Consider the following 19454-nt stretch of genomic DNA (forward strand, 5'->3'; position numbering starts at 1 on the left):
GAGTATATAAAAATGAAAATTAATAATAACATCCAAGCCTTAAATGCATATCGTAATTTACACGCAAATCAGTTCAATACTTCTAAAAACTTAGAAAAACTTTCTTCTGGCTTACGTATCAACCGTGCAGCAGATGATGCAGCAGGTTTAGCGATTTCAGAAAAAATGCGTTCGCAAATTCGTGGTTTAAAACAAGCAGAACGTAATTCGATGGACGGTATCTCTCTAATGCAAACAGCTGAAGGAGCGCTTCAAGAAGTTCATGCGATCCTTCAGCGTATGCGAGAATTAGCAGTACAGGGTGCAAACGACACAAATACTGAGTATGACCGTGAGCAGATCCAAAAAGAAATTGAGCAATTAAAATTAGAGATTGATAGTATCTCTGAAAAAACTGAATTTAACACTCGTAAACTATTAAATGGATCTAGTGCAGTCCTTTCTTCAATTAGTGAAGCAGCAGATAATGGAGCTAACGTAAAAGGGTCACCTAAAGTAATTGATCCACGATTAGAAACGGGCGATTACCATATTAAAGTTGAAGATACTAAAGAAGTTGTCAAGCTTAACCAAGTCGGTGCTGGTATCTCAAGTAATAATGATATTGCTTTAGATACAAATAGTAAATATTACCCTCAAGCTTTTGGCGAATACACAATTAATGTAAGAAGTTTCTTGGCGAATGAAACTAATAACGGGACACAACATAGTGCAACGATCCAAGTGATTGGACCCAACGGTTTACCTCTTGAAGAAAGATCAGTCGCCGTTAAATCAGAAGGTGATATATTCTCAATTGGTGGTATAAATATCAACACCGCTAACATTAAAGAAGCGGGAACTATTAAAGTTTCGATTGAACAAGAGGCAACATTCTCTGTCTACCGCGGTGACAGCCCAACTGAACTTAATAAAATAGCTGCAGAAAAAACAATGTCAACTAGAAATGGTGTTATTAGACACGGTGGGGTTGAGTTTACATTTGATAATAAAATTAGTCAGGAAAATACAACAGTAATACCAAAGCCTGCAACAGCGGTGTCGACACATGTTTCAGCTGAACGCATACCAGCAACCACATCCGTTAACGCATTAGTAACAACAAATGCAACAACCGATTCAAAAACAGCTATGCAACCATTAGGTGTAGCGCTTGAGAGTACAGCATCAGCAGAGGCTAACCCTGGCAACATAGGAACTGGGAATATTACAATTACTGATGAAAAAACATACAAAGGTTCTTCTGGTCGATGGGAAATTACTGTTAATGCTGATGGGAAGTACGAATTAACTAATGGAACATCAACAACCACTCTAGATACTTCGAATGTAGATAAAGTCGTAGTTGATGGATTAGAGCTTGACTTCTCGGCAATTACAAACGCTACTGTAGGTGACAAATGGATTATTGATGTTACAGCTGGTCGAATAGGAAAAGATGGGGATGTTACTGTTGATGCATCAGGTTTTACAGGAGATCAAGATGAAGAATGGATTTTAAAATTTGATGGAAATGGGTACAGTTTAAACGGAATAGAAGTTAATGATATTTCTAACATCAATGGTGTTCAAGTAACGATTAATGGAACTCCAGTTGCAGGCGATGAGTGGAAATTCAAAATCTCAGCAGCAGTCGAGGGGAATTCAGATACTGCTGGAGAGTTAATTATTTCGAATGCAGATGGTTATATTGGTACAACTACTGAACGATGGACCATCGCAAAAGACGACGATAATAACTACACTTTAACTAAAGAAGATGGTACTTCGGTGGCTATCCTTCCACAGCACTTTGCAACAGGTCTAACGGTAAATGGATTAAACCTAGATCTATCAGGCATTCAAGAAGCAGTTCCAGGGGATAGTTGGTATGTTGACGTTACGGCTCCAACAGGAAACAGAGGAACTGGTCAAATAGAATTTCCTAATGCTAATTCCTATTTTGGAGATTATACAGGAGAATGGCACGTTGCTTATGACGGAAATAGCTATACTTTAGATAGAGGAAATGGTTCAGAAGAAATTACGTTCCCGACGACAATTGATGGACTGGAATTAAATCTTACAGGAGCAGCATTAGCTGGAGATCAATGGACTATTGAAGTAACTGCTCCATTGTCAGGAAACAAAGGGATTGGTGAAATTCTTTTCACTGATGAAACAACGTATACGGGCCCTGACGCAAGATGGGATGTAACTTTTAATGGAGAAGGTTTTGTTCTAAATAAAGGTGATAACAGTACTCCACAAGCCCTTGGTTTAATAAATGGTAAAGCTGTTATTGACGGTCTGGAGATAGACTTCAATTCTATTTCACCTGTAGCTGGTGATGCTTGGACGATTAATGTAACGGCTGCGATTACTCCAGCTGACGTTTCAGCTGCAACAGATCGAGTGACAAAGTTCTCTATCACTAATAATGCTCTAGCATTCCAAATTGGTCCTAATACAAACCAAAACGTAATGATTGACGTACCACGTTTAGATATTGTTACTTTAGGAATTGAAGAAATAGATGTGACATCACAAGCAGGTGCGAACCAAGCGATCTTTACTCTAGATCAGGCGATCAACATCCTTTCAGATGTCCGTGCTAAACTCGGGGCAACACAAAACCGTATGGAGCATACAATTAACAATCTTCAAGTCACTCATGAAAACTTAACAGCTGCGGAATCGCGTATTCGCGATGCTGATATGGCACTAGAAATGACACAATTCACGAAGAACAATATTCTTAATCAATCGGCAACTGCGATGCTTGCGCAAGCGAACCAGTTACCTCAAGGTGTTCTTCAATTACTTCAATAATGGATACTTCTGGAGACTTGGCCAATTATGGTCAAGTCTTCATTATTCTTAGGCTTATTGATTTGAAGCCAATATGATAAAATGAGAGAAGAAATTTTTGTAGAGGCGGTAAAAGCATGGATGTTCAACGTATTGGAAGAGCTAATTTAAATAGAGTTGATCAAAAAACACATAGTCCCACGGCTTCCGTTTCATTTGCTGAAGTGATGGGTAACCAACGGGATGAACAAGCGTATGAACGAATCAATCAATTGATGCAGAAGATTGATGATCAAGGAAAAGTGTTATCAGAAACACGTACTGTTGATGAACTGCGAAAATATAAAGCACTCATCAAAGAGTTTATGGAAGATGCCGTTTCTTTAGGCCTCCGTCTAGAAGAGAAACGAGGATTTAATCGACGTGGTCGAACAAAGGTTTATAAAATTGTTCAAGAAGTAGACCGCAAGTTATTAGATTTAACCAATGCTGTATTGGATAAGCAAAAAAGAGGTCTTGAAATTCTTGATATGGTCGGGGAAATTAAAGGTTTACTCGTTAATATTTATGCGTAAAGAAAATAGAATAGGACTTAATGGATAGCGATACCCAAGCTTAAGAAGAAACTTAGGCTTGGGTATTTTTTTACAACAGAGGTAACAGTACTAATAAAAATAAATTAAAAATACTATGCGACAAAATGGCTATATTAATGTTTTGTGTTCGATAATAAAGATATGCCCATACAGGACCAGCGATTAGCGCTGCTACTAGTAATAAAAAAGTACCTGCGTAAATATGAGCCGAGGCGTAAAGAACTGAAGAGATGATAATAGCAAGAATCGGACTCACGTATTCATTTACCTTTTGAAAAACAAACCCACGCCAAAATAACTCTTCACCTGGAATAACGATTAAAAATAACATGAGATAATGCCACCACTCAACTGGTTGAACAAGTGCATAGAGTGAATGAAGTTGCTCTATAAACGGTAAGTTGAGCCATTCAATTAAATTTTTTCCGAGGGCAAAAAGAATATAAAGCCCAAATCCAGTTCCTAGTCCCAATAAATAATCAGAAAAAGAAACAGGTTGTAATTTTATTGGTACAAATAGAATGGCTATACCAATTAATATGAGTAAGGCGAATGGAAATAGGACCCAAAAAGGTAAAGGTTGCCATGCAAAGCTTAACCATAGTAAGAAATGAGCAACAATCAGTCCACCTAAGATTAGTTTTAGTATTTGCATCATATCATTCCCTACCTAGTTATTTTTTCAGGATCGAACGGAATGATCTCTTTAAAAATATACGTCTTTGTTGCATTTAACCTATGTTCAAAATTTTCAAAAGCTAAAATAGGATGGAGGTTACTCATATTGAGCGAATAGAAGCGGTCTCGTTCGACGATTAAACTGTATATATATGTATCATCTTTATGGCCCGTTGCTTCATTTAAGCGTTGTGTATAGCCAGAAATAACAACTTTTTCGCAAGTTGGCACAAAGGCAAAAGCAAAAGAAGATAAATACAGTGCTGTACCTCCTACCATAACAGCGTAGTGTTCCCTCGTTTCACGCTGAGATTTCTCTTGTATTTTTAGTTTTCCAGACTTCATTATCGTAGCTTTTTCCAAAGGTACTTCGTTAAGTTCTGGAAGGTCGACATCAAAATAAATCATGTTTTCGTTTAGCATTTTAAAATCTACATTCGTTTCTAAAGGAAAGTCTAGTTCCTCTAAGTGCAGGGCTAGCCATTCTTCTGTTGAGTTTAGGTCATGTTTTAGAACAGAATCTAGAAGTTTTTCGCGTTTTTGTTTTTCTTCCATATATAATTGCTTCTGCTCGTTATAAGCTTCCAACTCCTTTTCAAAAATTAGCTTTGCTTCATCTTGCACTTGATTAACGAACTCTTTTCTTTTAGAAGGAAGGAGCAATGCTAAGCTTGCAATTTTACTTAATCGCTCTTTTCGCTCAGCCTTTACTTGTTCAAAAATTTCCTTTTGATCTGGGGCCTTTTCTTCAAAAGAAAGATTACGTTGTATATGCTGCTGTAACTGTTCGATCGAAAGAGGCTTATATACTTGAAGGTGTAATTGCATTAGTCTTTCCGTTTGAGCATTAATTTCCTGTTCTTTTTCTTGATAAATACTATCTATTTCAGCTGAAAATTCTTTTTTAAGCTTTCTTTCAACTGTTGTGGGTAAGGGTGTTCCAGTATCTGTTATAAATTGGACAGTATTTTCTTGTTTATTAAAAGCTAATTGGACATTTTCATATGTCTTTTCGTTTTCTGATACTTGAAATAGCCTCTGGCCGCTTTTTCGATCAATGCGTGTACGGTATGAGAGACCGCTCCCTGGTATCCCGACATTACCATAAAGGCCCCTCCTGCCAACAGTTAGGCTTGTCCCTCTTGGACCAATTGAAGTACTCACACCTCGTTTGCTTATATTCAGTCGCACTCCAGGTGCTACTCGAACTCGTTTTTGAAAGCGAAAGCTCATTGTGATCCTCCAGTCGTATTTGTTTACATTTATTGTACTATAAACTTAAAATAAGAATAAAGTATCGAACGGGGGGTGGTATAGTGGGGAAAGGCACTTTTAGATATGAAACGATAATTAATGCTCCACTAAGTGAGGTTTGGGACTTTTTTAAGAGTGCAGAAAATTTGGCTGTCATAACATCTTTTCCTAAAATCAAATTATCCTCAGACCCAAGAACAGTGGAAGGGAATTTAATTGAGATGGAATTGGACTTTGGAGTAATGAAAAAAAGTTGGGTGGCCAGTATCGTTGAAGTTAAGGAGAAAGAGTATTTTATAGATACAGGTTTAAAACTTCCGTTCCCTTTCGTAGAATGGAAACATCAGCATAGGTTTGAAGCTGTTGGGAAACAAACAAAAATGACTGATATTGTTAATTATAAGGCATCTGTGCCTAATTTATTTGTTACGCTTGTTCTAAAACAAATGTTTACTGGAAGAAAAAAAGTATTGGTACAAAAGTTAACGAAATAAGAGTGCGACGTTGAGAGTACCATCGTCGCACTTTTCGTTTAAAACCAACTTCTCTCATATTGCCTTGGAGTAGGGATTTGTACCTTCAACTCTTTTGCTGCTTGTAATGCCCAATAAGGATTACGTAACAATTCACGTCCAATAAAGATGAGATCAGCTCGCTCATTTTGTAGAACTTCTTCAGCTTGAATACCTGATGTTATTAAACCTACAGCACCTGTTTTAATGTTTGCTTCGTTTCTAATTCTTTCGGCATAAGGTACCTGATATCCTGGATAGGTTTGAATAGGAGCAGGAACGACACCACCGCTGCTTACATCTATTAAATCTACTCCCTGGTCTTTCATTCGTTTCGCGAAATAAATAAAGTCATTTAAGTCATTTCCACCTTCACTATATTCATTTGCAGAAATCCTTACAAATAAGGGACCACTCCAAACCGTGTTAATCTCGGTGATTATATGTTCTAGAAAGCGGTAGCGGTTTTCGGCACTTCCTCCGTATTCGTCCGTTCGTTTGTTCGTTAAAGGTGACAGAAACTGATTAATAAGATATCCGTGAGCTCCGTGAATTTCTATGATATCAAAACCAGCTTCTTTGGCTCTAATTGCAGCAGCTTTAAATTGTTGGATCGTATCACTAATCATTTTTTTATCCATTTCAATTGGTGTTTTCATTTTTTCATTAAAAGGAATTGTATTTGGAGCAATTGCATCTCCATCAGCCATCGCTTTACGTCCAGCATGGGCTAACTGAATAGCTACCTTTGATTCATAAAGGTGAACCTCTTTAACTATAATACGCAAGCCTTCAATTTGCTCATCATTCCAAATACCAAGATCATGGTTGGAAATACGTCCTTCGGGTGTAACCGATGTTGCTTCAATCATCACTAATCCCACACCGCCAATAGCCCTACTACCGTAATGTGTTAGATGGAACGGCTTAACCTTTCCATCTATATTGGCAGTATACATGCACATTGGAGACATAACAATTCTATTATGTAATGTAACATTCTTTATTGTAATTGAAGAAAATAAAGCAGTATTCATTTTTATAACTCCTTTCTATATGTTACAGCCATTATTGTTATTCTAGCATTCTTTAGAAATAAAAATAAACTGATCGGCTTTTTAAGCGGATCAGTTTAGATTTTGTTACTTTTGGAGATAGCGATTAATCAAAGCTAAGATTGACCTTCGAGTAAGTATGCCAATAAATGAGCGGTCATCATCTAGAATACAAATAAATGGATGGTTTATAGACATTGCCAACGCTCTTGAGAAAGTAGAATTTTTATTAATCCAAGGTATTTTTTCTTCCATAACATCTTCTACACGTTGCTCATTGAGGCGTTCTAATTCAAATCGTTCTAGTCCCAGTATTGAATCCAAAATTCGAGCTTTACTTATTTGTCCATGAAGTTTGTAATTTGAATCAAGAACAGGAATTGCGGAATAACCTGATTTAATAAGAACGAGAAGGGCATGCTCGAGAGGGTTTCCTAATTGAACATGAGCAACTTTGTCAGCACATATCATTAATTCTTTGATTTCATTATCCATAATATTACTGTCTTTTAACTTTTGTAACATGATCAGCATCACTTCTTCTCTATAAAAATTGTAAAATACGAAGTAATTGTGCACAATTTAATACTATGAGGAACAGAAAATTTTGTCAAGAACTACAGAAAGCGCTTCCATGGTTATTATATGTCACATTAGGGTTGACTGATGATAAATAAGGGTAAGTTCGTTTGAAAATAAGTAAAGCTGGTGAAACTAGATGAAAAGTTAAAAGTGAGTTGAACGTAGTATGCATACGAAACAAACGGTCAAATACATTTGTAAACAATACTCTTCTGGTAATTGTTATTATTATAAACAAGAAATTATTACTCACGATTCGTGGGAAAATATAAAGTCATTAACTTGGTCTGCACCAAGACCTATTACAAAAGAAACATTTTTAAAAAGAAAAAAAGAAGGGTTTAAAACGGAATTTATAGTGATGGAAAAGAAACCAGCAGTAGTTATAAACTTTTCAGATCTCGTAAAAAGACGCTAAGTTTTCACTGTACACTTTTTACACCATATGGTATCGTAAAGCCGATATAGATAAAGTGAAAGAAGGTTATTTTTAAATGAAGAAACTCGGCTTATTTCTAGTAGGTTTTTCTCTACTTTTTTTAGTTGGTTGTAATTTAACAATGATTCAAAATGAGCAAGAATATTCTCTAGATGCTAAAGAATTACAAAAGGTTATTATGGATTTAGATGAAGGGGAAGTAGAAGTTTACGGTGAAGACCGAACAGATATTAAAGTAGTTGCTACCTTTGCATCTAGAGGTGAGGAAGAAGAGCTTACGGAACAATTCCAAATAGATAACATGAGTGTTTCTTTAGAGCAAGTTGAAGATGAAGCACATTTAACAACAAATATATATCGTGGTGATCAGTCTCCTATAGAGGCACGAATCCATATTAAAGCATATATTCCTAATGAGCTTGAAGTAATTATGAACCATGATGGTGGTGGTTTAAGAATAAAGGATTTGTCCAATTCTTTAGTTCTTACACAAGGTGCAGGGAAGATCGAAATAGGGAATATGAATGGTAATATTACCATTACTGATGGCACAGGGGCCATTGAGTTAACAGATAGTGTTGGGGATATTTCGATTAATAATAATTCGGGTGCGGTTCATATTAAGAACAGCACAGGAGATGTTAAATTAATTAGTGGGTCAGGGCAAATAAATGTAGAAGAGATAAAGGGACTAATTCAAATACGTAGTGGTTCTGGTTCAATTTATGTTGACCAAGTTGATGGTGATGTAAATATTTTAGAAAATCGTAGTGGTTCAATAGAAATTACAAATGTAACAGGAAATATTAATCAATAATGTATAAATTGATATGTGCCAGTTATCTTGAATTTTATCAGGATAACTGGCTTTTTTATCGACTTGTTTACTTACTATTTCTCGTACCATCGTCTTTAGGTCACTTATGGTCCAGGTTATTTATTGTCAATACAAGTTAGTTAGCCCTTTCTCATGGGACAACATGATAATTTCAAAAAGTTGGTTGACACTATGTTAGAAGATGGATATAATTCTATTAAACATATAAAACTGATAAAATTACAAGGAATTAAAAGGGAGGAGAGCCGGTGGGGAAAAGACACGACCAAGACCTAGAGCAAGTTTTTGAAAAAATAAAACTTCTCCTCAACGACTTAAAATACGGCTCAATCACGATTGTCGTTCAAGATGAGAAAATCATACAAATCGAAAAAAATGAAAAGGTTCGATTAAAATAAGGGCTAAAGTCGCTGACTAGACAAACTAGAGGCGGCATTCAGTAAGGGATTTCCTCTATGCTGAATGCCGTCTTTTTCGTTATCGAAGAAATGTAAAAACGCAAAAAATGCATAGTAAAGGGAACTTAATGATTTAAAAGAGGGGAGAGTGTTTAATGATTACCTTTGAAACAATAACTGACCAACAACTTGAACATTTGAACGAGAATGTATTAAAGGAAAAAGATACTATAGATGTTCTTAAGTGGGCCTATGAAACATATGGAGATGAATTAGTGTATTCCTGTAGTTTTGGGGCTGAAGGTGTCGTGTTAGTTGATTTAATAAGTAAAGTTAAGCCAGATGCAACAATCCTATTTCTTGATACAAATTTTCATTTTAAAGAAACCTATGAATTAATTGAAAAAGCAAAACGCAGATACCCACAGTTGAACATAAGAGTCATCCAACCAGAAATAAGTGTTGAAGAACAGACAAAGCTTTATGGGGAGAAGTTATGGGAAAGAAACCCTGATCGATGCTGTCAATTGCGGAAGCTAGAGCCGTTGGAAAAAGAACTTTCCAAGTACACAGCTTGGATTTCAGGACTTAGGAGAGAGCAATCACCAACGAGAAGAAATACTCAATACGTTAATCTAGATCGACGTTTTCATTCTATAAAAGTATGCCCGCTAATTCATTGGAAAGAGGAAGAGGTTTGGATGTATATTAAAATTCATAATCTCCCATATAACGAACTTCATGATAATAATTATCCAAGTATTGGCTGTTTTCATTGTACATCACAAGTTGCTGAAGGAATGGATCCGAGAAGCGGTCGCTGGGCGAATTCAGCTAAAACAGAATGCGGTCTACATCTTTCTGGTAGTACCAAAAAGTAAGAAATTCTTCAAAGACTTTGTAAAAGCTCACGCTAGTCTAATTAATAATAGAGCAATTAAAAAAGGAGAGAATACGAATGACAATTCAAGCACATGGTGGTCAGCTAATAAATTTAATTGATGAGAATTTTGATCTGTCTCACATTACGAAGGAAATTGAATTAGATGATTTTGCACTATCGGACTTAGAGTTAATTGCTAATGGAGCATTTAGTCCGTTAACTGGGTTTATGAATCAAGCTGATTATCAATCTGTAGTAGAAAACATGAGATTAGCAGATGGGACTGTTTGGAGTATTCCGATCACATTACCAGTTACAAAGGAGAAAAGTGAACAATTAGCAGTAGGTGAACAAGTAAAACTTGTTAAAGATGGTTTTGTTTATGGTGTCATTGAAGTAGCTGAACTTTATGTACCAAACAAAGAGGTTGAGGCTGAAAATGTGTACAGAACAAGTGACAAAGCACATCCAGGTGTCGCAAAATTATTTTCACGTCCAAATGTATACGTTGCAGGACCAATTACACTTGTTAAACGAATAGAACGTGAGAGGTTTAAAGAGTTTTACTTAGATCCAATTGAAACAAGAAAAACGTTTGAAAATAAAGGCTGGGCAACGGTCGTAGGCTTTCAAACTCGCAATCCCGTCCATCGTGCGCATGAATATATTCAAAAATCTGCACTTGAAATCGTCGATGGATTATTTTTAAATCCTCTTGTTGGAGAAACAAAATCAGATGATATCCCAGCAGATGTTCGAATGGAAAGCTACCAGGTCCTACTAAAAAACTATTATCCAGAAAATCGAGTATTTCTAGGAGTGTTCCCTGCTGCAATGCGTTATGCAGGACCAAGAGAAGCTGTTTTCCATGCGCTTGTACGTAAGAACTATGGGTGCACGCACTTTATTGTAGGTCGTGACCATGCTGGAGTTGGAGATTATTACGGAACGTATGATGCTCAATTAATATTCCAAAACTTTGAGTCAGAGGAACTAGGTATTACACCATTATTTTTTGAACACAGCTTTTATTGCAAAGCTTGCGGAAACATGGCGAGTACGAAAACATGCCCACACGGAAAAGAAGACCATGTGATTTTATCTGGAACGAAAGTGCGTGAAATGTTAAGTAACGGTCAAACACCGCCACCAGAATTTAGTCGCAAAGAAGTTGTAGAAGTATTAATTCGAGGCATGAGCAAGGTTCATGCATAAGGAGTAGAGAACGCTATGAGAAAAGTTCATCATCATGCTGAAATGGTGATTGCCATATGCTGTTAATTTCTCTTGCTTTTATAATTGCTTTATTTTTTGCTATGAATATTGGTGCTAGTGGGACAGCTGCTGCAATGGGGCCAGCATATGGTAGTGGAGCTATTCCAAACAAGAGAGTAGCGATGATATTAGTAGCTGTTAGTGCCTTTATAGGTGCTTTAGCTGGTGGTGAAGTAGTTAAAACGATAGGGGGGGGAATTATTCCCTCCTCAATTATAGATGTGCAGTTAGTCATCATTATATTAGGTTCAGCCTGTTTAACCCTTTTTATCGCAAACCTAATGGGAATTCCTCTTTCAACTAGTGAAGTAGTTGTTGGGGCAATCGTTGGAGCAGGTATTGCCTTTCAATCACTTTTTTTTGAAAAGTTAATCATTATCGTATCTTTTTGGGTCATTGTACCAATTGTAGCTTTTATATTAGCCTTCATAGCAGGAAAATTCATAACTAAGCTGGAAAAAAAGTATCCTAGTTTTACAGGGACAGGAAAGTGGAAGAAAATTCTGGTCGTACTACTGATCCTAGCTGGGTGTTTGGAAGCGTACGCAGCTGGAATGAATAATGTAGCTAATGCAGTTGGACCACTTGTTGGTGCTGGCCTTATTGATATTTCTACAGCGGTCATTCTCGGTGGAGTATTTGTAGGATTAGGAGCAATATTACTAGGTGGTCGCGTTCTTGAAACGAATGGAAAGCGAATTACTACACTATCATTAATGCAAGGAACAGCTGTTTCCACGACTGGTGGAACATTAGTTATTATTGCATCAATCTTTGGCTTACCTGTTCCATTAACTCAAGTAACGACTTCTGCGATTGTTGGTATTGGTACAGCGGAAAATGGCTTTCAATTATGGCAAAAAGGAATTATAAAAAAAATAGTGAAAGTCTGGGTAGTTTCTCCAGTTTTTTCGTTGGTAATGAGTTATGGATTAATCCTTGTGTTCCTACAAGCAGACTTTTATACAGTCGTGGTCATCGTAAGTGTGTTTATTGCCACGGTTGGCTCTATTAGCCTAGCACGGGCAGTGAGAAAAGAAAAACGAGCATTTCATGATCATGGTGGTGGAATTTAGCCTGTCACAGCAAATAGATGATTTTTGTCAAGTAATTTAAAATTTGTTATCTATAAAACCAAGTATTCTTATAAGGATAAATATATAACTATAGGGCGGTGGAAATATGAGTAATAATATTGTTTGGCACCAAGCAACAATAAACAAAGAAAAAAGACAAGGTAAAAATCAGCATAAAAGTGTGATTTTATGGTTTACAGGATTGTCTGGATCAGGTAAATCCACATTAGCAAATGCTGTAGATCATTTATTATTTGAACGACATCTAAATAGTTATGTACTTGATGGAGATAATATCCGTCATGGGCTTAATAAAGGGCTAGGCTTTAGTGATGAAGATCGTAAAGAAAATATCCGTCGAATTGGTGAAGTAGCAAAATTGTTTGTTGATGCAGGTGTTATTACGAGTACAGCGTTTATATCCCCATTTCGTGAAGACCGAGAAAATGTAAGAAAAATGGTTGAAACTGGAGAGTTTGTTGAAATATATGTGAAGTGTTCTCTAGAAAAATGCGAAGAAAGAGACCCGAAAGGATTATATAAAAAAGCTAGAGCGGGAGAAATTCCAGAGTTTACAGGGATTAGTTCACCATATGAAGAACCAGTTTCACCAGAGCTAACGATCGAAACCGATTCAATATCAGTTGAAGAAGCAGCTAATCATGTAGTCAAATATTTAGAGGAAAAAGGTATTATATAATTTAAGCTTTTTACAAGGCTGACAGTTACGTCAGCCTTTTTTATTTGGCTTTTTTTTAAAAAAGTTATGTGTACAAACTAATATGGTAAGGACTGTTAAATTTATATTGATTTGTACGGATTAACATAGTTAAAATAGTAAATAGATACTAGTGCTAAATATCCATCTGAAGATAAAATTTCATCCACCCAGAAATAAAGTACAAGAGAATAGCCAAGAGATAAATTAGTGTAAAATACGGAGTGAGAATATGGCAGTTATAAAGAGTTTACCCGAATTAATCAAAGGGGATATCCTTTGTGATGATATATATTTTAAAGACAAATTGTTGTTATTGAGTGCTGGAACGGTTATTAACCGAGAAGCAGTTAAGAAGCTGGCCACTTGGGGAATTAGGCAAGTTAATGTTATTGAACCCCTAGGATACAATGGCTCTAAAGAAACTAAACGCAAGAAAAAAGATAAAATATTGTACTCAAGACAATTATTTGATATTAAACAGTTGTTTTACGAAGGGTTACAATATGTTGTAAATGAATCGAGGTACGGCTATGTTTTAAATAATGATTATCAGCTTCGTTGGTTAGAGAACCTCTTTGTTGCAATTATGTCTGATGACAGAATTTCAATTACGCTGTTTCGATTAAAGAGGGTTGATTCGTATAGTTATTTTCATTCTTTTGATGTCTTTTTACTAGGTTCATTATTTGCAAAAAGTTTAGGAGTAGAAGATATTAAAACATTTGCTACTGGATGCTTAATTCATGATGTCGGTAAATTGAAAATTCCTAAAGAGATATTAAGGAAAGAAGGAAAGTTAACAAAGAGTGAATTCGAAGTAATGCAAAATCATACTATTTACGGAGTGGAGTGGGTCCGTAAAAATAATTTATCGCCAATATTTGAGCAATTGATTAAATCCCATCATGAACGTTTGGATGGTTCTGGTTATCCAGAGGGATTAGTTGATCATGAATTAAGTACAGAAGTACGCTTGTTATCTATAGTGGACACCTATTCTGCATTGACATTAAAAAGACCTTATCGTGATCCGTTCACAGCAACAAAGGCGATTGAACTTTTGTTAAATAAAAAACATAAATATGATCTAGCCTTCCTAATTTGTTATATTGAATTATTAAATATCTATCCAACAGACTCTATTGTTAAACTATCAAACGGAAAAACAGCAAGAGTAAAAGAAGTTAATGAAACTCAACCTTATCGTCCAATATTAGAGGAATTGGATGGATCGGGAATTTTTGAACTGCCAGTTAACCTTTCAGTGACAATACCTAAGTTTATTAAATGGGATAGTATTTATGAATGGGATCAAAAAAATGACAACCACTTAAGAGAAAACTTTTGGGGGAATTATTTAGTTAATTTAATGAATGGGAATATAAATGAAGCGATAGAGAGTTACAAAGTACTTGCTAATGGTATGTCAAATGAAGGTATATTTATTGACATTATCGTTAAGTCGATAAAGGAAATAGGGGAGAAATGGGAAGCTGGTCAGTTATCCGTAGGAGAAGAACATGACGCTTTATTAGGTATTCAAGAGATCCTAAGTTTAACCTTGGAACGTCCTAGGAAAATGGATTAAATTATTTTAGTTTTAGTTACACAAAGGCTTAAGATAGTAGCTCACCGTATGATCCAAATTTCTTGGGTCGTTGTTAGGTGAGCCTTTTATTTGTTATTGCAGTTTAATATTAATTTAATTGTTTTAATGCGTCACCAACATTGATTTCTCCAGCACCGTAAAATGGATCACGTCCCTTTTCACCTAAATCAATAGCAGTTGCTGTCATTAGCTCATAAACTTCCTCGTTTGAAAGTTCTGGATTGATCGAGCGTATTAATCCAGCTAATCCAGCAACATGAGGAGCGGCCATAGAAGTACCTGACATAATGACATAGTTGTTATTTGGAAATAAACTTGGGATATGTTCACCAGGTGCGGCAACATCCACATGGTGTCCGAAGTTTGAGAAAAATGCTCGCTCTCTTTTATCGTCTGTTGCAGCGACTGTCAGTACTTCTTTATAATCAGCTGGATACATCGGTTCATTCGTATTATCATTTCCACTAGCTGCTATCAACACCACATCATTTTGATGAGCATATCTGATTGCATCGTGAAGAATGTAAGAGTTGTGATAATCACCTAAACTCATGTTAATAACTTCAGCACCGTTATCCACCGCCCAGCGAATTCCTCTGGCAACTTCAAAAGAGGACCCCTCTCCATTTTCATTAAGAACTTTAACAGGTAGTATATTATTTTGCCATGCAACACCTGCAATACCCGTTACGTTATTTGTTATTGCAGCAGCGATTCCAGCAACATGTGTGCCATGGCCGTGTAGATCATTTGAATTCGAAGTTCCATCAAAAGCATTAAAGCCTTCAAGTACTTTTCCTTTTAGGTCTTGATGTTCAGGATCAACGCCTGTATCTAAAACAGCTATAGTCGTTTCCTCGGAACCGTCAGTTACTTCCCAACCCTCTTGGGCAGCGATTTGACTTAAGTTCCATTGGTAAGGCTGAAAAAATTCATCGTTTGGAACAACAACGGCTTGTGTCGCTTGTTTGGTGAATAAAAAATTAGGTTCAACAAACTCAACGTCTGGATTTTTAGTCAATTCACTAACAAGTTGATCAGAGGACTTTGTAGCTGACTCAACAATATAATATGGGTCACTATTTTTAACGAGGGTTAAGTCCTTCTGGTCCTCAATCCAGGCTTCGGTATTCCTATTATTAACCAATTTAATGACAGCTTGTCCCTCGATATAATGGTGGTCTTGGCCATCTTCAACATCGGAGTGCACAACAATTTGCCAACCTAGTTCTGGAACCGTTTGAGCTGATATTCCTTTAGGTAAATCTTTCATTGTTTTCCATTGCACTTCTGGGTCATTTCCAGACACGAAGAAATTACCATTAGCATCTGCTACGGAGGCTAGGTCTTTAATGTAATTTTTTACAAAAGATAAATTAATCTCCCCAGCTACAGATTTATCTTCATCTATTTTTTTAGAGATCATAAAATAATCTTCGTCATCCATCTTGTATGGATCAGAAAAAGTTAAACCAGCGTGTTGGTGATGAAGTTGTTTTAGCTTTTTTTCACTAATATCACCGACAGTTTCTGTTGTTTTCCCATTTTCAACAATAGCAAAGGAGTGAAAATGAGGATGTTCACGAACTTCTTGTTTGAATTTCTTTTGTAACTCTTGATCTCCTAAGTCTTGTTCTGCCCAGCGATCAAGTTGAAGAGATAATTGTGAAAGAAACATAGATGTCGTCATCGAAAGGTCGTCCGCTAGCACCTGGTCCATCTCCTTTTGTTCTATACCCTCTACATTTTCGTTTGGAGGTAGGGACCGTTGAATTCCTAGTTGTTGATCATCATTTGTAAGAATTAGTATAATAAACCCTAAAAAAATAAACCCACCAACAAATAATGCAACCTGATAAATTTTTCTCATTTATTTTCACCACCCGATTTGAAAAAATAAGCCATAAATACTTCATCATCATATTTTCCTTTTAAACAGACTTGTTCTTTTTGTATACCTTCAACAACAAAGCCAGCTTTTTTATAAAGTTCTAAGGCAATTTCATTTGATGCAAATACTGTAAGACATAATTTATGCAAATGGTTAGTTTTGCACCAATTGAATGTGTAGTTCATCAACTTTTTACCAATACCTTTACCTTGTGCATTCGATGTTAACCAAGTACGAAAGAGACCTGTATGCTGTTTCATTTCGAGTGAACCGCGTATCACACGGGCTAAGCCACTAACTTTTCCATCTATATCTACAACAACATACATATTGTCATTTTCCTTCATTTCTTGAATAAACTGTTGCTCTTCCTCTTCGGTACGAGCAGACTCTTTTTGTAAAAAAGTTCCTTCTGCAACAATTTCAGCTACAGCATCGACAATTCCTTTACTATCTTTAATTGTAACGGGACGTATTGTAACCTGGGTTCCGTTTTTTGCTGTAAAGGTCTCACTACTCTTTGTTTGTTCTTTAACTAACAAGGTAATCCTCCTTAATAAAAGATTTACTCTGAATGCCAAAACTTCTCTGGATTTTCTTCTACCTTTGTTTTTAATAAGTGAGATGCAGGAACAATCGCAATTTCTTTTTCTTTAAAATGTGATAGAGCAGATTTTACACCTTTAACTGTTTCGTCCCCTTTAATTCCGACATGACCTATACCAATTGCTGCTCCTTTTTTCGTAGCAACTTTAGCTAACTTAAGCATTTGCTTATGAACGTGACCGCTGGAAGAATGTGTATCATCAAGAAACGTATCTCGTATTGACCAAGGTATATTCATTTCTTCGGCAAGTTTGGGAATTACGGATTTTCCACTTGTACCACTATCAATAACGTATAAATCGTACTCCTTTACGACTTCAAGAATTATTCGCATGATTTCTTCGTCTTCAACAATTTTTGAACCCATATGATTGTTAATTCCTGCAATGTGAGGAATGCTTTCAATGGCTGCAGTTACTCTTTTTCTAATTTCCTCATGACTTAAGTCACTAGTTATGGGATTAGGTCCAAGCCATGATTTTTTCCCTTTTTTAGGTTCAAGGGGGAGGTGAAGCATTACTTCTAGGCCGAGTTCATGAGCTTTTAATGCTTGGTCTTTACTGTGCTCTAAGAAAGGCATTACGGCTACGGTAATCGGGATTTTTGATTTGAAAAATTCCTCGACACCTTTTACATCTCCACCAAAATCGTCAATAATAATTGCAGCTTGTAAATTTTCATGTTCGAGTTCAAGTGTTTTGGCATTGACGATCAATTCGGAGCTCATTAGAATTGTTAATAAGGTAATAAAAAAAACAAATTTTTTCATTTATGTACCCACTCCTCTTAAGATGATTGTAAACTCTTGTGTATCCAAATAGCTGCCTGCGCACCATCCCCCATAGCAACACTTAACAATTGAGAGTGATTGACTAAGTCTCCTACAGCCCAGACATTAGGTACATTTGTTTCTTTCGTTCGAGGGTTTACATGAATATGCATATTCTCTAGTCTTTCGACACCGATATTTTTTGCAATATCTGAATTAACCTTAGTACCTTTCATTGCCAGAAAAGCATGGTTAGCCTCAATTTTGTAGCCGTTTGACAATGTGATACCCGATATATAGCCTTCTTCCTTACAATGAAGCTCACTTACTTCCTCTTGATAAAGAGGAATATGGTTGGTTTTTAACTTTGCTTTCAAGTCTTTGTCGATTTCTTCTAAATCATGATTTACATAAATGATGTCTTCAGTCCAATAGGTTAATAATAAAGAAAGGTGTGCACCTTTATTGCCAGAGCCAATTACAATTGTTTTTTTGTTGGTAATTTCATAACCATCACAATCAGGGCAAATATAAATTGATTTTCCTAAACATGGATAAATCCCCGAGAGATTAGGGATTCGTTCAGTAAGTCCAGTCGCTAATAGCAGTTTTTTTCCAGGGAGGTCTGCTCCGTTTTCTAAATGGACAACAAAAGTTCCGTTGTCTTTTTTCGTAATGGAACAAGCAGTATCCTCAATTAAATTCACACTATAGGATAAAGCCTGTTTCCTCCCTTGCTCACGAAAGAAATCACCACTTACCCCATCAGGCCAACCGAGAATATTATGGTATTCTTTACACAAGGTTGAACGGCCACTACCGTTATCAACAATTGCGATATTGTGATTATATCGACCTAGTTGGATTGCTGCTTGGAGACCACCAATACCGCCACCGATGATAATGCAGTCGTATGACATCAGAGTCAGTCCTTTCTTATAACACTTGTTAAAAGTAGTTTTCCATAAACTGAATTTCTTATGAAAGCAAAAAATAAGCAATTAAACATGAAATGTTCAATTGCTTATTTCCTCATATTGAAAGCGGCATTTAATTGACCACGGAGCATTCTGTCGCGAACCTCTTTCTTTTTCAGTTGTTTTTGTTCCATTTTACGTATTTCAAATGTTTGCATTCCATCTTCCATTTTATTTGCGATATCAACTAGCCTCTCAACATCAAGAAAAGAATATTTTCTTGTTCCGCCTTTACTACGTTCAGGAAAGATTAATTTACGCTCTTCATAATAACGGATTTTCCGCTCTGATAAGCCTGTTAATTCACTGACCATACCAATCGTAATCACTTTCTTATCTTTATAAGACATGCGCGTACTCCTCTCCACGTTGTTTAACTTTTCTGTCTATTTCCATTTTTCTTATTTAATACTATACCATAAACGGTTTTAATAAATGATTTCGATGTAAGATAATCTAACATGTAATGTTAAAAAATTACTTTTAAAAAGGTTTAAGAATTTGT

Annotated in this window: 20 protein-coding genes; 11 read left to right on the plus strand and 9 right to left on the minus strand. The window is 36.1% G+C overall.

All coding sequences use genetic code 11. The annotated features are described in order from the left end of the window. The first annotated feature begins 12 nt into the window (after positions 1-12). Together GKP30_RS23505 and GKP30_RS10990 are read left to right on the plus strand one after the other, a co-directional pair. Positions 13-2811, plus strand: coding sequence for a flagellin N-terminal helical domain-containing protein (locus GKP30_RS23505; RefSeq protein ID WP_236035032.1), 2799 nt, complete (start codon positions 13-15; stop codon positions 2809-2811). 116 nt (positions 2812-2927) lie between these two features. After that, complete coding sequence (locus GKP30_RS10990) at positions 2928-3365, plus strand: YaaR family protein (RefSeq protein WP_216829490.1); 438 nt, start codon at positions 2928-2930, stop codon at positions 3363-3365. Between the two features lie 70 nt (positions 3366-3435). Here the strand turns inward: GKP30_RS10990 and GKP30_RS10995 are convergent, their stop codons facing one another. Together GKP30_RS10995 and GKP30_RS11000 are read right to left on the minus strand one after the other, a co-directional pair. Next, on the minus strand, positions 3436-4044 hold the full coding sequence (locus GKP30_RS10995; RefSeq protein WP_216829491.1) for a CPBP family intramembrane glutamic endopeptidase: 609 nt from the start codon (positions 4042-4044) through the stop codon (positions 3436-3438). A gap of 8 nt (positions 4045-4052) precedes the next feature. Beyond that, the gene (locus GKP30_RS11000; protein ID WP_216829492.1) at positions 4053-5297 is read right to left on the minus strand and encodes a DUF4236 domain-containing protein; all 1245 of its coding nucleotides are present in this window, start codon (positions 5295-5297) and stop codon (positions 4053-4055) included. A gap of 83 nt (positions 5298-5380) precedes the next feature. Between GKP30_RS11000 and GKP30_RS11005 the strand changes: the two genes are divergently transcribed. Further along, the gene (locus GKP30_RS11005; protein WP_216829493.1) at positions 5381-5812 is read left to right on the plus strand and encodes an SRPBCC family protein; all 432 of its coding nucleotides are present in this window, start codon (positions 5381-5383) and stop codon (positions 5810-5812) included. A gap of 38 nt (positions 5813-5850) precedes the next feature. Here the strand turns inward: GKP30_RS11005 and namA are convergent, their stop codons facing one another. Both namA and cbpB read right to left on the minus strand, forming a co-directional pair. Further along, positions 5851-6867, minus strand: coding sequence for an NADPH dehydrogenase NamA (gene namA / locus GKP30_RS11010; protein ID WP_216829494.1), 1017 nt, complete (start codon positions 6865-6867; stop codon positions 5851-5853). A gap of 105 nt (positions 6868-6972) precedes the next feature. After that, positions 6973-7410, minus strand: a complete 438-nt coding sequence (gene cbpB, locus GKP30_RS11015; RefSeq protein ID WP_216829563.1) for a cyclic-di-AMP-binding protein CbpB — start codon at positions 7408-7410, stop codon at positions 6973-6975. A gap of 223 nt (positions 7411-7633) precedes the next feature. Between cbpB and GKP30_RS11020 the strand changes: the two genes are divergently transcribed. The 8 genes from GKP30_RS11020 (at position 7634) to GKP30_RS11055 (ending at position 14685) form a co-directional block, all read left to right on the plus strand. Then, positions 7634-7885 carry a hypothetical protein gene (locus GKP30_RS11020; RefSeq protein WP_216829495.1) on the plus strand — a complete coding sequence of 84 codons (252 nt, stop codon included), beginning with the start codon at positions 7634-7636 and terminating at the stop codon, positions 7883-7885. A 76-nt stretch (positions 7886-7961) separates the two neighbouring features. Continuing rightward, a complete protein-coding gene (locus GKP30_RS11025) occupies positions 7962-8723 on the plus strand; it encodes a DUF4097 domain-containing protein (protein WP_216829496.1) in 762 nt (253 codons plus the stop codon). Between the two features lie 269 nt (positions 8724-8992). Beyond that, entirely contained in the window at positions 8993-9142 is a 150-nt protein-coding gene (locus GKP30_RS11030) for a YezD family protein (protein WP_216829497.1), read from the plus strand. Positions 9143-9297: 155 nt separating this feature from the next. Next, the gene (locus tag GKP30_RS11035) at positions 9298-10023 is read left to right on the plus strand and encodes a phosphoadenylyl-sulfate reductase (RefSeq protein WP_216829498.1); all 726 of its coding nucleotides are present in this window, start codon (positions 9298-9300) and stop codon (positions 10021-10023) included. Between the two features lie 77 nt (positions 10024-10100). Continuing rightward, a complete protein-coding gene (gene sat, locus GKP30_RS11040) occupies positions 10101-11240 on the plus strand; it encodes a sulfate adenylyltransferase (protein ID WP_216829499.1) in 1140 nt (379 codons plus the stop codon). 59 nt (positions 11241-11299) lie between these two features. Continuing rightward, a complete protein-coding gene (locus GKP30_RS11045; RefSeq protein WP_328703145.1) occupies positions 11300-12376 on the plus strand; it encodes an inorganic phosphate transporter in 1077 nt (358 codons plus the stop codon). 106 nt (positions 12377-12482) lie between these two features. After that, positions 12483-13076, plus strand: coding sequence for an adenylyl-sulfate kinase (gene cysC, locus GKP30_RS11050; RefSeq protein ID WP_216829501.1), 594 nt, complete (start codon positions 12483-12485; stop codon positions 13074-13076). A gap of 250 nt (positions 13077-13326) precedes the next feature. Then, positions 13327-14685 carry an HD domain-containing phosphohydrolase gene (locus GKP30_RS11055; protein WP_216829502.1) on the plus strand — a complete coding sequence of 453 codons (1359 nt, stop codon included), beginning with the start codon at positions 13327-13329 and terminating at the stop codon, positions 14683-14685. 109 nt (positions 14686-14794) lie between these two features. On the opposite strand, the gene GKP30_RS11060 is transcribed toward GKP30_RS11055, so the two are convergent. The 5 genes from GKP30_RS11060 to GKP30_RS11080 form a co-directional block, all read right to left on the minus strand. After that, entirely contained in the window at positions 14795-16576 is a 1782-nt protein-coding gene (locus GKP30_RS11060) for a S8 family peptidase (RefSeq protein WP_216829503.1), read from the minus strand. Further along, a complete protein-coding gene (locus tag GKP30_RS11065; protein WP_216829504.1) occupies positions 16573-17139 on the minus strand; it encodes a GNAT family N-acetyltransferase in 567 nt (188 codons plus the stop codon). Before GKP30_RS11065 ends, GKP30_RS11060 begins: the two co-directional genes overlap by 4 nt. 23 nt (positions 17140-17162) lie before the next feature. After that, on the minus strand, positions 17163-17972 hold the full coding sequence (locus GKP30_RS11070; RefSeq protein WP_216829505.1) for a divergent polysaccharide deacetylase family protein: 810 nt from the start codon (positions 17970-17972) through the stop codon (positions 17163-17165). Positions 17973-17989: 17 nt separating this feature from the next. Next, complete coding sequence (locus tag GKP30_RS11075; protein WP_216829506.1) at positions 17990-18892, minus strand: NAD(P)/FAD-dependent oxidoreductase; 903 nt, start codon at positions 18890-18892, stop codon at positions 17990-17992. A gap of 104 nt (positions 18893-18996) precedes the next feature. Continuing rightward, the gene (locus GKP30_RS11080) at positions 18997-19299 is read right to left on the minus strand and encodes a MerR family transcriptional regulator (protein WP_216829507.1); all 303 of its coding nucleotides are present in this window, start codon (positions 19297-19299) and stop codon (positions 18997-18999) included. Positions 19300-19454: the final 155 nt, after the last annotated feature.

It is taken from the genome of Alkalihalobacterium elongatum (assembly GCF_019024285.1).
GTDB classification, from domain to species: domain Bacteria; phylum Bacillota; class Bacilli; order Bacillales; family Bacillaceae_F; genus Alkalihalobacterium; species Alkalihalobacterium elongatum.